Origin of the sequence: Mesoflavibacter sp., from assembly GCF_964226795.1 — a bacterium.
GTDB classification, from domain to species: Bacteria; Bacteroidota; Bacteroidia; order Flavobacteriales; family Flavobacteriaceae; genus Mesoflavibacter; species Mesoflavibacter zeaxanthinifaciens.
On sequence record NZ_CAXQQP010000007.1, the window covers coordinates 203,104 to 218,808 of the forward strand.

The 15,705-nt window shown below is 30.3% G+C and carries 9 protein-coding genes; 4 read left to right on the forward strand and 5 right to left on the reverse strand.

Annotated elements, in window-relative coordinates; translation table 11 throughout:
• Nucleotides 1-5: 5 nt before the first annotated feature.
• The 4 genes from ACEQT4_RS06160 to surE all read right to left on the reverse strand — a co-directional run bounded on the left by ACEQT4_RS06160 (nucleotide 6) and on the right by surE (nucleotide 4,600).
• A complete protein-coding gene (locus ACEQT4_RS06160) occupies nucleotides 6-2,033 on the reverse strand; it encodes a ComEC/Rec2 family competence protein (RefSeq protein WP_370226564.1) in 2,028 nt (675 codons plus the stop codon).
• Nucleotides 2,034-2,102: 69 nt separating this feature from the next.
• Nucleotides 2,103-2,681: a C40 family peptidase gene (locus ACEQT4_RS06165; protein WP_370226565.1), complete on the reverse strand. Its 579-nt coding sequence runs from the start codon at nucleotides 2,679-2,681 to the stop codon at nucleotides 2,103-2,105.
• A gap of 7 nt (nucleotides 2,682-2,688) precedes the next feature.
• Complete coding sequence (lpxB, locus tag ACEQT4_RS06170; protein ID WP_370226567.1) at nucleotides 2,689-3,804, reverse strand: lipid-A-disaccharide synthase; 1,116 nt, start codon at nucleotides 3,802-3,804, stop codon at nucleotides 2,689-2,691.
• 19 nt (nucleotides 3,805-3,823) lie between these two features.
• Complete coding sequence (gene surE, locus ACEQT4_RS06175; RefSeq protein WP_370226568.1) at nucleotides 3,824-4,600, reverse strand: 5'/3'-nucleotidase SurE; 777 nt, start codon at nucleotides 4,598-4,600, stop codon at nucleotides 3,824-3,826.
• Between the two features lie 151 nt (nucleotides 4,601-4,751).
• Here surE and ACEQT4_RS06180 point away from each other — a divergent pair, with 151 nt between their 5' ends.
• The 3 genes from ACEQT4_RS06180 (at nucleotide 4,752) to ACEQT4_RS06190 (ending at nucleotide 10,686) form a co-directional block, all read left to right on the forward strand.
• Complete coding sequence (locus ACEQT4_RS06180; protein WP_370226569.1) at nucleotides 4,752-6,887, forward strand: carboxy terminal-processing peptidase; 2,136 nt, start codon at nucleotides 4,752-4,754, stop codon at nucleotides 6,885-6,887.
• Nucleotides 6,888-6,893: 6 nt separating this feature from the next.
• Nucleotides 6,894-7,988: an ABC transporter permease gene (locus ACEQT4_RS06185; protein ID WP_370226571.1), complete on the forward strand. Its 1,095-nt coding sequence runs from the start codon at nucleotides 6,894-6,896 to the stop codon at nucleotides 7,986-7,988.
• 319 nt (nucleotides 7,989-8,307) lie between these two features.
• Entirely contained in the window at nucleotides 8,308-10,686 is a 2,379-nt protein-coding gene (locus ACEQT4_RS06190; protein WP_370226572.1) for a GAF domain-containing protein, read from the forward strand.
• Here ACEQT4_RS06190 and ACEQT4_RS06195 read toward each other — a convergent pair.
• On the reverse strand, nucleotides 10,670-11,935 hold the full coding sequence (locus tag ACEQT4_RS06195) for a Pycsar system effector family protein (RefSeq protein WP_370226574.1): 1,266 nt from the start codon (nucleotides 11,933-11,935) through the stop codon (nucleotides 10,670-10,672). The genes ACEQT4_RS06190 and ACEQT4_RS06195 overlap by 17 nt on opposite strands.
• A gap of 56 nt (nucleotides 11,936-11,991) precedes the next feature.
• Here ACEQT4_RS06195 and ACEQT4_RS06200 point away from each other — a divergent pair, with 56 nt between their 5' ends.
• Complete coding sequence (locus ACEQT4_RS06200; RefSeq protein WP_370226575.1) at nucleotides 11,992-15,702, forward strand: metallophosphoesterase; 3,711 nt, start codon at nucleotides 11,992-11,994, stop codon at nucleotides 15,700-15,702.
• The last annotated feature ends 3 nt before the right edge of the window (nucleotides 15,703-15,705 follow it).

The window sequence follows — 15,705 nt, forward strand, 5'->3', positions numbered from 1 at the left end:
AGTATTTAATCAATTATAAAAGCTCCCGTTTTTCCTGTTTGGTAAAACGGGATTTTTAGTTTTAAGCAAGTAGTTTTCCAACGTAAAATATAAGATTTGTAGTTGCTTCCATCTGCAATAATAGCTTTAGGTTGTAGACTGTCTATTAAACGCTCTAAATTCACTTTTGGAGATTGCGTAAGTAATACATAATCAATTTTTAAATTTATTACTGGATATACACCTAAACTATCAATAACTAAAAGTGTTTGGTTTTTTATATTGAAAATGGGCTGTATAGGTTTTGGTCTTTCAATGTTTAAATTATTTTTAACAGCAAAAGTTCTTGGGATTGTATTTGTTTCAACACTTTCAAGATTAGAATACAATTGAAGCTTTTTATCAACTTTTTCACCAATGATTGTGTATTTACTTTTGTGAAAAATATATAATTTTTCACCTTTATTTTGACTTGTATTAAAGATGAAATTTGCTTGAAAACCAATAATTAATGCTAAAGAGTAGAATATCCATTTCGCTTTTCGGTTTAAATAAAATTGATAGACTGCGAAAATTAGTAAGTAACTTATAATCACCTGAAAAACATTGAAAGAAATGTCTTGAAATAAAAAGCTTTCTTGTCGTGCAATCCATTCAAAAAAAGTGTTCATCATTCTTATAACAAAAGAAAAAATATCGGCTATAAACTCAGGTAACAAATGAATCAAAGCTAGGGTAATAACTAATAGACCTAAACCTAAAATAATCCCTAAAACTGGAATAACCACCAAGTTAGATAACCAAAACAAGCTTGGAAATTGATGAAAATAATACAGGCTTATTGGTATGATTCCAAATTGAGCAGATACAGTAACTGTAAGTGTTTTCCAAAGTAAGTTAAGTAATTTGTTTTTTGGTTTTAGTAATGGTTCTATAATAGGTTGAATGCTTACTATTGCAAATACAGCCGCATAACTTAACTGAAAACCTACATCAAAAATGAAGCTAGGCTTAATTAATAAAAGGACAAAAATTGAAGTCGCTAGTGTGTTGTAAATATTTGATGTTCGTTTTAAATTTAAACCAATAGCAACAATGCTAAACATAGTTGTGGCTCGTACAATTGAAGCAGAATTACCTGCGATTATTGCATAGCTCCAAAGCAATAATAAAATAACAATTGTTTTTATAAAATAACCGTGTTTGATACGTTCTAAAGGTTTTAAAACAAAACTTAAAATGAGTAAAATAATACCAACATGTAAACCGGAAACTGCAAGAATATGTATTGCGCCTGCATTGGTGTAACTATCGTAAAGATCTTTGTCAATACCTTGACGTTGCCCTAAAATCAAAGCATTAATTATAGATAGTTCGTCTTTAGTAAAATTGTAGTTTTTTAGCTTCTTATTGATAAGCTGTCTAAAGTTGGCGGCATGACCACGTAGAGTATTTGTGTTATTGTTTAAAAGAAAAAGCTCTGAATCTTTACTGTATAATTGATAAAAAACTTGTTGGTTTTTTAGATAGTTTTTATAGCTAAACTGATCTGGATTTAATGGAGGTTTTATATCATTTATTTCGGTTTTAGTTACATAAATATCATCAACTTTCAATGTATTTGTAGTAGAATCTTTTTCAATATTTAATAATGCTTTACCGTTGGTATTTTGATGGTCTACTTTTAAAATTTCAATATAGTAACGGTCGCTAAAAGCATTTGGTTTTAAAAATTCCTTAACTTGAAAACTTATTAATTGTGGTTTTTGATTTTCTTCTTTAAAATGAAAAAAATGAGATTTTTCTAAAAGACTTTTATTGATTTTAGAGACAAAAATGCCTAAAATAATACAAGTTAAAATTGCTGAAAAACCAAACCAAACTGTATTGTTGTATTTATCTTTAAAAATGAAATAAACTCCAGTTGTAATTATAAAACTAGCGATGAGAATTACTAATGCATAATTAATTTCTATCAGAAAAAATTCTGATAAAAGGATGCCAAAAATCAACCCGATGGTTAGTCTTACTATGCTGAATTTGAGAAGCTTCACTTCTCTAATATAGCAAATAATTGATTATTCGTTCTGTGTTTTAGGGAATATTTTAAGTTTTAGAAAGAATTATAATACACGACGCGCTTGTACAAAAGCAAAATACCAGTATTTTTCAGATAGTAAAGATCTAATAACACCACGACTTGTACTAGCATGAATAAATTCTACACGACCTAAACGCGCAGAAGTAACCAAACCAACGTGATTAACTTGCCTGCTATTTCTTCTAGTAGCAAAAAATAGTAAATCGCCTTCTTTTACTTCTTTTAAATCTACCCAATCTCCGTAAGTAGATAGCTGACTTGTGGTACGAGGTAAGCTAATATCTTCCTCAGAAAAAACAGTGTACATTAAGCCAGAACAATCCATTCCTTTTTTTGTAGTACCGCCGTATTTATATTTAACACCTTCGTAAGTGCTTGCGTTTTTAATGATTTTTTCAATTAAAGCATTGTCAATTTCTTCTACAATAACGTCTGTTGTAGTTGTTTCTTCTTCAAAATTTTCTGTAGAAGAAGGGCTTTGTACTTCTGGTGTTTTAATAGTTTTTTTTTCCTCTTTTTTTGTGACAATAACGTGTCTGTTTTTAGAGCCACCACAAGAAAAAATAGTAAGTAGTAATAAAATTAAAGCAGATCTTTTCATTAAAAGGCTAATCATTTAGAGACTCAAATATAAGAGTTGCTGTTTTTAAACTGGCACCTTTTCCTCCTAATTTTTTTTCTAAATCGTAATAATCAATAAAAAACTTAGTACGCTCGTATTCATCTAAAATTAGATCTAATTCTTTTTTTAGACGTTTTTTATTAAAATCATTTTGAATAAGTTCAGTAACAGCTTCTTTTTCTAAAATAAGATTGACTAAGCTTATAAAATCAAGGTTTACAACACGTTTCCCTATTTGGTAAGAAATCCAACTACCTTTATAACAAACCACTTGAGGTACTTTAAAAAGTGCTGTTTCTAAAGTTGCAGTACCCGAAGTTACTAACGCAGCTGTAGATAAGCTTAGTAAATCATACGTTTTGTTATTTATAAAGTTAACGTTGTCTTGCTTTATAAACTGCTTGTAGAAGTCGTAATCTTGTCCTGGTGCGCCAGCAATTACAAACTGATAATCTTCATAATCATTAACAAGACTTAGCATAACCGAAAGCATTTTTGTAATTTCTTGTTTACGGCTACCAGGTAATAATGCAATGATAGGTTTATCACTTAAATTATGAGTTTTTCTAAATTCTGAATCATCAATTTGTGTTCGGTTAGAAATAGCATCAATTAATGGATGACCTACAAAATGAACAGGAAAATTATGTTTCTTTTCATAAAAATCTTTTTCAAAAGGAAGGATCACATACATTTGATCTACATCTCGTTTTATGTCTTTAATTCTGCCTTCTTTCCAAGCCCAAATTTGAGGTGAGATGTAATAGTGTGTTTTAAAACCTTTTGCTTTTGCCCATTTGGCAATACGTAGGTTAAACCCAGGATAATCAATAAATATGATGGCGTCTGGATTGTAATTTTCTATATCTTTTTTACAAAACGACAAGTTTTTGGCAATGGTGCGTAAGTTCATCACTACTTCTACAAATCCCATAAAAGCTAATTCTTTGTAGTGCTTAACTAAAGTGCCTCCAACTGTTTCCATCAAATCTCCACCCCAAAATCTAAAGTCTGCATTTGCATCTACTTTTTGTAAAGATTTCATAAGGTTAGAGCCATGTAAATCTCCAGAAGCTTCACCCGAAATAATATAGTATTTCATTTATTAAATGTATTAAAACTTAATCGTTTAATTGCCAAGTGTTAAGTTGCTGCATGTAATGGTGCGCAGTCAAATCAAATTGTACAGGGACAACAGATACATAACCTTCTTTTAAAGCCCATTCATCTGTATCGCTTCCATTATCGTAATTTACAAATTTCCCTGTAAGCCAATAATAATCTTTTCCTTGCGGTGTTTTTCGTTTATCAAACTTCTCTTTCCAATTGGCTCTAGCTTGTCTACATACTTTAATGCCTTTTATGTCTTTTCCTTCTAAATCAGGAATGTTAACATTCAAAATAACACCTTCAGCAATACCATGCTTTAAAGCGTTTTTTGTGATGCGTTTTACGTATTTTTTTGAGGCTTCAAAATTGGCTTCCCAGTTATAATTTAAATTAGAAAATCCTATTGCTGGTATACCTTCTATACCTGCTTCAATCGCTGCACTCATCGTGCCAGAATAAATAACATTAATAGAACTGTTTGAACCATGATTAATACCAGAAACACATAAGTCTGGCTTGCGGTCTAATACCTCGTTTACAGCTATTTTTACACAATCTGCAGGTGTGCCAGAACAACTGTATTTTAGTGTTTTTTCACCTTTTTTAGAGACCTTATCTAAGTGTAATGTGTTGTTAATAGTAATAGCATGTCCCATACCACTTTGTGGACTATCTGGTGCGACAACAACCACATCGCCTAAAGTTTCCATAACTTCTATTAAAGCCAGAATACCTGGAGCTGTAATTCCATCATCATTAGTCACTAAAATTAAAGGTTTTTTACTCATAATTAGATTTGTTTTTCCCTATTGCTAAAATACATAAAAACTTCTGTAACCGCCTAATTTATTCAGTTTAACAAAAAATTAGTGCAAATAGATTTTATTGGCATAGTTTTTTCTTTACTTTAGTAGAAATTTCCCAATAAATAAGAAGAAAATGAGAAGGAATTATAATATTTTGCTACTAGTTTTAGTGCTTGCATTTGGATCTTGTAGCTTTACCACTAAGGTAGACGATAACCCAGATAAAGATAAATTATTAATTCAGATAATAACTTTGGCATTAGATCAGCTTCACTTTGAGCCAAAGACTGTAGATGATGCATTTTCAAAAGAAATATTTGAAGATTATTTAGAGCAAGTAGATCCTTTAAAACGTTATTTTTTGAAGTCAGATATTGATGATTTTAAAAAATACGAAACTGAAATTGATGACCAATTAAAAGCTTATGATATTTCATTCTTCAACGCAGTACACGAAAGGTTAATTAAGCGTCAAGAAGAAGCAAAAGCTTATTATAAAGAGATTTTAGAAAAACCTTTTGATTTTTCTAAGGATGAAGAATATAATGCAGATTATGAGAATTTAGAATATTCAAAAAATAAAAAACAGCTTAAAGAAAGATGGAGACAACAATTAAAGTTTAATACACTATCAAATTATGAAACTTTAATTGAGCAACAAGAAAATGACGAAGCTAAAGAAGATAATACAGAAGCACCAAAGTCTTTAACCGAACTTGAAGAAGAGGCTAGAAACGAAACCTTAAAAGCGCTTGAAAATTACTTTACAGACTATATAGAAGATATGGAGCGAAAAGATTGGTTTGCAATGTATGTAAACACAATAGTAGAAGAGTATGATCCACATACATCTTACATGGCGCCAGTAGATAAAGATCGTTTTGATCAACAGATGTCAGGTAAACTTGAAGGAATTGGAGCAAGGCTACAAAAGAAAATGGATTACATTAAGATTGTCGAGTTAATCTCTGGCGGACCAGCTTGGAGAGACGGACAGATTGAAGTAGGCGATGTGATTTTAAAAGTACGTCAAGGTGACGAAAAAGAAGCAGTAAGCATTGTAGGAATGCGTATTGATGATGCTATTAAACTAATAAAAGGACCAAAAGGAACAGATGTTGTTTTAACCATGAAAAAGGTTGATGGTACCATCGAAGATATAAAAGTGACAAGAGATTTGGTAGAGTTAGAAGAAACCTACGCAAAGTCTTCAATTGTAAAAAAAGATGATAGAATTTACGGTGTAATCAACTTACCAAAGTTTTATGTAGATTTTAATGATTACAAAGAGCGTAATGCTGCTTCAGATATAAAACTTGAAATTGAGCGTTTAAAAGAGCAAGGTATCGAAGGTTTAGTTTTAGACTTAAGAAACAATGGTGGTGGATCTCTAAAAACTGTAGTTGATATGGCTGGTTTATTTATAGAAGATGGGCCAATTGTTCAAGTAAGAGAAACAGGATCTCAAAAAGAAGTTTTAAAAGATACCGATAGAAGTATAACTTGGGACGGACCATTAGTAATTATGGTAAATGAGTTATCTGCATCAGCTTCAGAAATTTTAGCAGCTGCAATGCAAGATTATAAAAGAGCTATTATAATTGGTAGTAAACAAACCTACGGAAAAGGTACTGTACAAAACGTATTAGACCTTAACAGAATGGTGCGTAACAGTTCACACGGAGATTTAGGTGCTTTAAAATTAACAAGACAAAAGTTTTACCGTATTAACGGTGGATCAACACAATTAGAAGGCGTAAAAAGCGATATAGCAGTTCCAGACAGATATAGTTTTATTGATATTGGCGAACGTGACCAAGAAAACCCTTTACCATGGGATAAAATTACACCAGTAGATTATGATGTTTGGGATAGTTATTTTGATTATGATGCAACTATTTCAAAAAGTAAACAACGTATGGCAAATAACCAACAGCTTAAACTTATAGAACAAAGTGCAAAATGGGCTAAAAAGCAAATGGATGATAATACATATTCATTAAACTACAAAAAATATAAAGAAGAGTTAAAGCTTAACGAAGAGCAAGCTAAGCAGTTTGATGCTATTTCAGATTACAAAACTAATCTAACGTTTAACTCTTTACCATACGAACAAAAAATGTTTGAACAAGACACTGTGTTAAAGCAAAAACGCGAAAGATGGCATGAAAATTTAAGTAAAGATGTTTATGTAGAAGAAGCTTTAAACGTGTTAGACGACTTAAATAGTACTTACCGTATTAACAAAGTAGCTACAATAAAAGATTAATAATCAATGAGTAAAAACTCTAGCTCATTATCTCAACTAGCGCTTCAAAAGTTTAAAAAAAACTTTTGGGGCGTTTTTAGTTTGATATACATTGGCTTAGTTGGTATAATCTCGGTTTTTGCATATGTCTTTGCACCAGACAGTTCGCAAAACGCTAATCAAATGCATGTCTCTATTCACTCTAAATCACCTGGTTTTTCGGTAGATATGCTAACTATTCCTTCAGAAGTAGATAATGATCAAAATTGGTTTGATATTATTTTTTTTGGAAAGAAAAACACAAGCACAGTAATACCTATTTCAAATTATAAATTAAAAGGTAATCAGCTAACTTATACCGAGTATGTTTCAGATGGATTGAAAGGTCAAACAAAAACCATAAATGCTAATTTTATTTCAAATAATTCCGCAAAACAATTCATAAAAAAAAGAACATTTTATTTAGGAACAGATAAATACGGAAGGGATTTATTAAGTAGACTTTTGGTTGGTGCACGTATTTCGTTTTTTATAGGTTTTGTAGCTGTATTTATTTCGTTAGTAATAGGTGTTTTTATGGGAAGTATTGCTGGCTACTATGGTGGTAAAATAGACGCAGCAATTATGTGGATTATTAATGTGACATGGTCAATACCTACATTATTATTGGTAATAGCTATAACCTTAGCTTTAGGTAAAGGGTTTTGGCAAGTATTTATAGCAGTAGGCTTAACCATGTGGGTAGAAGTAGCAAGAGTGGTAAGAGGTCAAATTATTAGTGCTAAAGAAATGCAATATGTTACCGCAGCAAAAGCGTTAGGGTTTAATGACTTTAGGATTATAACCAAGCATATTTTACCCAATATTTTAGCGCCAGTAATAGTAATTTGTGCAGCTAATTTTGCAGCAGCAATTTTAATAGAATCAGGTCTTAGTTTTTTAGGTATTGGTGCACAACCGCCAATGTCAAGTTGGGGAGCAATGATAAAAGACCATTACAATTACATTATTTTAGGTAAGCCTTACTTGGCAATTTTACCAGGACTTTGTATTATGTTTTTGGTTATGGCTTTTATGCTTGTTGGTAATGCTTTACGAGATGCTTTAGATGTTAAAGTTTAATTATTTCTTCATTAATTGTCTATAATACTAATTAAACATCTATTGTTTTTATAATAACTAAAGTGTAATAGTTGTAAGTTATTTTATTTTTTAACGACAATCAATTATTAATTAATTTAATATAAGTTAATTAAGTAGTCTTTTGCAAGATTGTACTATTTAGGTAACTCATAGGTGTTATTATATATTGTCAACTAAATTAGTTATATTAAGAAGTATAGCTAATACAATAACTATTGTACATACCTTTGTAGTTTAAAAATATAAGAAGTTATAATAAAGACCTCAATATTTTTTAATTTTGCACAAATAAAATAATATGCTAAAAACTATAGACACAAGTATTACTTTTCCTTTTTCTGTAAAAATTGGTTTTAATAAATTATTAAGCCAGTATGATACTTTGTCTAAAAGTGAAAATGAAATTATAGCTAAAAAAGCTAAATCTATATTAGAAATTGCAGAACAAAACCCGATTCTAAAAGAAGGTTTTACAGATTATTCTATACTTTCTGAATATCAAAAAGAAGTTAAAATTATACTTCAAGATGTTTTTAGTGAAGTCTTAACTTTAAACGAAATAAAGTTTGCAACAATACCATTACAAAACATAGTTTTATCCTCTTCGCAACGTTTTAAAAATATAGTTAAAGAAGCTGGAGAAGAATTTGATTTGGTAATAAAAAACATGCCAGATGATGATTTGTATATTTTTGGATGTACAATAATTATAAGCATGTACTATGGCTATAAATTAAATTTTAAACGTCCTATTTATTATGACATACCTGATGGTAATGGAATTTTAAGAACTTATAAAGTCCTTTATAATGCAGATTTTATAGAGATTTTACCTACAAAAGATGCTCCAGAATTTACTAAATCAGATTATGAAGAGTTATTAGATAATTTTGATAATATAGATCTATGGAAAGAAAAATTTCCGCCAAATAGTTATCAATTTAAAGGATTTGTAGTGTCAAGTATGTTTGATGTAACAGACGATCAGTCTATATCAAATATAAAATCTACTTTGATTCAAATAAATAAAAGAGAAAAACAGACTTTTATTGAAAATTTTGAAAATGTTTTTCAACGATTGTTTAATTCTAATAATATAAAAGTAGGTTTTTCAGTATTTACACAAGAAGATAATTCGCTTACGCAAGCCTATCAAAGTAATATAAAAAGTTTTTTATTAAACCACCAAGAAACAATACACTGTAAAGATGCACTTTGTATGTTTTCTTATGATAAGTTAATAAAAGATAAAAATTATTACACAATCTCTGATGTAGAAAAATTGTATCAATTAACACAAGGTAAAGAGCCACAACTTAAAGCTTTGCACGAGCAAGGTATAGAAAGTGCTATTTTTGCTCCAATAGCAGAAGATGGACAGCTGTTAGCTATTTTAGAATTAGTGTCTAATCAAAAAGGAGAATTAAATAGTATTAACGCAAATAAGTTAATAGACGTAATGCCTTTTATACTTACAGCTGTTAAACGCGCAAAAGAAGAAGAAGAAAACGAAATAGAAGCCATCATACAAAGAGAATGTACATCTATACATCCAAGTGTAAGATGGAAATTTGAAGAAGCAGCAAGATTATTTAAAAAAGAACAAGAAGAAGGTAAACGTAACCCAAACTTTAAACGTATTAGTTTTGATAAAGTTTATCCATTATTTGGGCAAATTGATGTAAAAGGATCATCAAAAGAAAGAAATGAAGCAACACTTAAAGACCTTCAATTACAACTTAAACTCGTAAAAAATATAATTGAAAAAGCTTCAACACTAGAAGATTTAATAATTTACCAGCAAATTAAGTTTAAGATTGATCAATTTGAAGATCATTTAAAACAACAGTTTAAAGTAGATACAGAGCAAAAATTAACGCAGTTTTTTAATAAAGAAATAGAGCCTATATTTAGATTTCAACTAAATAAACAACAACAATTAAAGGAAGATATAGAAGACTACTTTAATAAGATAGACGATACTTTAAAAGTTATTTATTTTTATCGCAAAAACTTTGATGATACCATTAGCTTGATTAATAAAAACATGGCGTCTATCATTGATAGAAAGCAAATTGAAGCTCAAAGCATGTATCCTCACTTTTTTGAACGTTTTAAAACTGATGGTGTAGAACATAACATGTACATTGGCGAGTCAATTACAAAGGAAAATTCTTTTAACGAAATTTATCTTTATAACCTAAGGTTATGGCAAATGCAGGTCATGTGCGAGATGGAAAATACATACTACAACCATCAACATCAATATCCAAAAGCTTTAGACGTAGCATCAATGATATTGGTGTTTAACCAACCGTTATCTATTCGTTTTAGAACAGATGAAAAGCATTTTGATGTAGACGGAACATATAATGCACGATATGAGGTAGTAAAAAAACGAGTGGATAAAGCTTATATAAAAGGTACTGACGAGAGAATTACCCAAAAAGGGAAGTTAACAATTGTGTATTCTCAAAAAGAAGATGAAAAAGAATATTTACAATACGTTAAGTTTTTACAAGCAAAAAAACGTTTAGCAAATAATTTAGAAATATTAGAGTTAGATGATTTGCAAGGTGTTACTGGTTTAAAAGCAATACGAGTAGATATTCTTTATAACGATAAAGCAGAAGATGTTTACTTTACTTATAAAGACATGCTTAAAGATAAAAAGTAGATTTTTTATCTTTAAGCATATCTGTTTTAATAATAGAAGTTGTGTCTAAAACGTCTTCTATGTTAGTTCCAGGATTGTTCTTTACAGCAATTCCAAAAGCAATTAAAGACGTAATAATACCTATCATAAATACAGTATAAGTTATACGTAGTAATCTATATTTTCTTTCTAACACTTTACCTAAAAAATATAAGTCTTTAGTAAGGGATTTATAAACGTAGTTTTTATCTTTTAAAAGCTCTTCTATAGCCCATTCGTATTCTTTTAAATCCATTTTATGGAAGTTACCAAAAAAGGTTAAGTTTACTTCTTTATTAGCGACATCTTCTTTGGTAAATTCTCCGCTAGTAACGTTAGGACGAGTAGCTATTATCGACATTACCATAGAAATCACGCTAAATACAGTAAAAATTACTGTAGGCCAAGTCAGGTAAGGATTAGTATCTAATTTAGAAATTAAATTAGCTAATACTACCGATATGATAATGGCATTTACAGACAGTAAAATATTAGCTTTTGTATCTGCAATATCGCTTAATTTAATATGGTTTCTTAAAGCAACTCTATAAAATGTTTGGATGCCTCGTTCTGGGCTTTCGTTTTTATATTGTGCTTTATATTTTGCCTTAATTTTTTCCTTTTTAATTTTTCTTTTGTGCTTCTTTTTAGTTTTAATAAGCTTAGCAAGATTTTTCTCTTTTCTTGGTTGCCAATTCTTTAAAGCATAATCTGTATAAAATCGATGCTTTTTTGATAGCATTTTTATGTTTTCATCTAGCCATTCGCTAGGAGTAAATGTAGCGATACCATTAATTTCAAGCTCTTTTCTTAAAAATTCACTTGCTTCGTTAAAGTATTTTTTTCCAAAATGAGACGCATCAGCATCACGTAAAATTTTATCAAGCTCAGTTTTAGGTTCGTTAGCTACTTTTGTAGCCATTATGCAGTCTTTTACGCTATCAATTATCTTTTGATCAGCACCTTCTTTTTTTAGGAAATCTTCTGCAATTTTGGCGCTTTCATCCTCATGATCATCCCTAGTTTTGGTGTAACCAGTGTCATGTAATAATGCTGCTAGCATCAAAATTTCAGCATCATTAACATTAATTTCAGAATTTTCAATTATTTCTTTTGTACTTTTAAAAACACGCTTTGTATGTGTATGATTGTGATAAACTATCGTATCCGGTAGTTCATTTTTAAAAAGTTCAAATACAAAGGATTCTGTTTTTTCAACAAGCTTAGTCATTTATAATTTTTTTAAACTAACCTAAAATAACCAAAAATTAACCGTAAATACTATTTATGTCAAAAAATAACATAATTCTAACGTTTTTTATTACATTTTTAATAGCTAGTTGTGCTTCTTACAAAGCACAATATAAAGAAGAAGATAATAAAATTCAACAACTTCCAGACAAACCAATAGATAAGACTTTTTATCTTATAGGAGATGCAGGTAAGTCGCCAATTAATGGCTATTCTAAAGGATTAAAAGCTTTTAAAAGTTTTATTAAAAATAAAAATACTAAAAATACTTATGCAATATTTTTAGGAGATAATATATATCCTGCAGGTTTACCTGATGAGGAGGATGAAGACTATTCTGAAGCTAAAAACAACCTACAAGCACAAGTTAATAGTTTAGATGGTTTTGAAGGAGATGTGGTTTTTATTCCTGGTAATCATGATTGGTATGCAGATGGAGTAAAAGGAGTAAAAAGACAAGAAAAATTTATAGAAGACGCTTTAGGTAAAAACACCTTTCAGCCAGAAAATGGTTGTCCGTTAGAAGATTATGATGTTGGTGAAAACACAAAGCTTATCATTATAGATACACAATGGTATTTGGAGAATTGGAATGATAATCCTACGATAAATGACAAGTGTGAAATAAAAACAAGAAAACGTTTCTTTTTAGAATTAGAAGGCGAATTTAAAAAAGCTCAAAATAAACGTGTCATTGTTGCAATGCACCATCCAATGTATACCAACGGTACTCATGGTGGATTTTACGAAAAATCAAAGCACTTATACCCAACGCAAAGTAAAATACCTGTTCCTATCCTAGCGTCGTTTTTAGTACAAGTAAGAACGCAAGGTGGTGTATCTATACAAGATCGTTATAACGAAAGATATAATGAGTTAATGAGTCGTGTAGAAACCTTAGCTTTAGAGTATGATAATATTGTTTTTGCATCAGGACATGAACATACCTTGCAATACATAGAAAACGATGGTATTAAACAAATTGTTTCTGGTTCTGGAGCAAAAGAATCTGGTGCAGCATTAAGTAGAAATGGTTTATTTGCTTACGGTAAGCAAGGTTTTGCAACATTAACGGTTTATAAAGACGGAGAAGCTTGGGTTAGCTATTACGGCGAAGAAAATGAAAATCCTAAATTATTATTTACGCATCAAGTTTTTGAACAACGCGAACAAGAATTTGATATTTCGACTTTACCAGATAATTTTCCTCAAACTATAAAAGCATCAGTTTATACTAAAGAAGAAACTGATAAATCTGGTGTTTATGAAGCCTTTTTTGGAGAGCGTTATCGTGATTTATATAGTACAAAAATAGATGTGCCAGTTGCAACATTAGATACACTTTATGGAGGTTTAGAAATAGTTAGAGAAGGTGGCGGACATCAAACAAGATCTATAAGATTAAAAACCAAAGATGGAAGAGAATTAAATATGCGTGCATTGCGTAAAAGCGCAACGCAATACTTGCAAACAGTTTTATTTAAAGATAATTATCTAGAAGATGACTTTGATAAAACAACTGTAGAAAATTTAATTTTAGATTTCTACACAGCAGCTCATCCGTATGCATTTTTAGCAGTGCCAGACTTGGCAGATGCAGCAGATGTATATCATACAAATCCAAAATTATATTATATACCAAAACATAAATATCTCGGAGATTATAATAAAAATTATGGAGGCGAATTATATATGATTGAAGAACGTCCAGAAGAAAATTACACAAACGAACGTAATTTTGGATATGCAGATGATATAGAAAGTACACATGATATTATAGAGAAAATAAGAGATGACGAAAAATATAAAATTGACGAAAACTCTTATGTAAGAGCAAGGTTGTTTGATATGTTAATTGGTGATTGGGATAGACATCAAGATCAATGGAGATGGGCGCAATTTGATCAACCTAATGGAGACAAGCTATTTAAACCAATACCAAGAGATAGAGATCAAGTGTTTTCTAATTTTGACGGAGCAATACTTGATGTAACGCGTTTTCTGTCTGGCGCATCTAAGCAACTACAAGTTTACGACGATAAGTTAAAAGATGTAAAATGGATGAACAGCGCTGGCGTTAAATTAGATAAGGTTTTAATACAAAAATCAGATAAAGAGGTTTGGTTAAAACAAGCTAAATTTATTCAAGAAAATGTAACAGATCAAGTTATAGAAAAAGCCTTTTCAAAATTACCAGAAGCATCAAAAAACGAATCTTTAGCTGAAATTAAAAAATTTTTAAAAGGTAGAAGAGATAACCTTAAAGATATAGCAGAACGTTACTATAAATATTTAAATGAATTGGTCATCTTAACAGGAACCGATAAAGACGATTTTATAGAAATTAACCGTATTGCAGATAATAAAACAAAAGTCACCATTTGGAGAAATAAAGACGGAGAAAAAGCAGACGTTATTGTAGATAGAGTTTTTGATAAATCGATAACAAAAGAGCTATGGATTTATGCACTTGATGATGATGATATCATTGAAGTAAAAGGAAAAGCCAATAATCTAATTTTTACACGTATTATTGGTGGACAAAATAACGATAAGTACATTATAAAAAATGGTAGACGCGTTCATGTCTACGATCACAAAACTAAGCCAAATGAAATTGTTGAAAATAAAGGCGCAAAAATAAGCTTAACAGATATCTACAATAATAACCTTTTCGACTTTCAACGTAATATTGTAAAGTCAAATATATTAGCGCCAAGTATAGGTTATAATCCGGATGATGGTATTTTATTAGGTCTTCAAGATACGTACACAGTTAAGGGTTTTAGCAGAAATCCTTATACGCAAAGACATAAATTTAAAGCAGGATATTACTTTGCAACAAGTGGTTTTAGTTTAGATTATAGAGGAGATTTTGCAAACTTTACTAACGAATGGAATTTGCACATTACAGGTAAAGTAACTAGTGAGAATTTTACTAACAACTTTTTTGGATATGGAAATGAAACAGTAAACCTTGATGATGATTTAGGTTTAGATTACAACCGTGTAAAAACAAGTACTTATGCGGCAAGTTTTGGTTTATCAAAACGAGGTAATTTTGGTAGTGACTATGGGGTAAGTATACTTGCAGAAGCTATAGAAGTAGAAGAAACACCAGATAGATACATTGAAGTTTTACAACCACAAAACGCTTCAGATGAATTTTATGGAAGAAGATATTTTGCTGGTGCACAAGGTGATTTTAAATATGAAAGTTTTGATAGTAAAATTACCCCAACAAGAGGTATGACGTTTAATATCTCTGCAGGAGCAAAAACCGAAATTGATAATAGTAAATATACCTACGGTTTTATAGATAGTAATTTAGGTTTCTATAATGCCTTAACAACAAATAGAAAACTAGTACTAAAAACAGATGTAAGAACACAAATACGTTTTGGAGATGATTTAGTGTTTTATCAAGCAGCTAATCTTGGTGGGCAAACAGGATTAAGAGGATTTAGATTACAACGTTTTACGGGACAGCATAGTCTAGCTGGAAGCGCAGATGTACATTATAGATTAGGTTCTTTTAAAACAAAAACGTTACCATTGCAAATTGGACTTTTTGCTGGAGGAGACGTTGGTCGTGTATGGCTTAAAAATGACGAATCCGATAAGTGGCATAATGACTTTGGAGGCGGATTTACAATTGCTGCTGCCGAGACAATAGCAGGTACTTTTAACTTCTTTAATAGTGTGGAAGGTTGGAGATTTTCCTTTGGGTTTGGTTTAAGTTTTTAATCA

Bases quoted from the DNA above. Each gene is read 5' to 3' on its own strand.
- ACEQT4_RS06200 (WP_370226575.1), top strand. From the start codon at position 11,992: ATGTCAAAAAATAACATAATTCTAACGTTTTTTATTACATTTTTAATA.
- ACEQT4_RS06195 (WP_370226574.1), bottom strand. From the start codon at position 11,935: ATGACTAAGCTTGTTGAAAAAACAGAATCCTTTGTATTTGAACTTTTT.
- ACEQT4_RS06180 (WP_370226569.1), top strand. From the start codon at position 4,752: ATGAGAAGGAATTATAATATTTTGCTACTAGTTTTAGTGCTTGCATTT.
- ACEQT4_RS06165 (WP_370226565.1), bottom strand. From the start codon at position 2,681: ATGAAAAGATCTGCTTTAATTTTATTACTACTTACTATTTTTTCTTGT.
- ACEQT4_RS06190 (WP_370226572.1), top strand. From the start codon at position 8,308: ATGCTAAAAACTATAGACACAAGTATTACTTTTCCTTTTTCTGTAAAA.
- lpxB (WP_370226567.1), bottom strand. From the start codon at position 3,804: ATGAAATACTATATTATTTCGGGTGAAGCTTCTGGAGATTTACATGGC.
- surE (WP_370226568.1), bottom strand. From the start codon at position 4,600: ATGAGTAAAAAACCTTTAATTTTAGTGACTAATGATGATGGAATTACA.
- ACEQT4_RS06185 (WP_370226571.1), top strand. From the start codon at position 6,894: ATGAGTAAAAACTCTAGCTCATTATCTCAACTAGCGCTTCAAAAGTTT.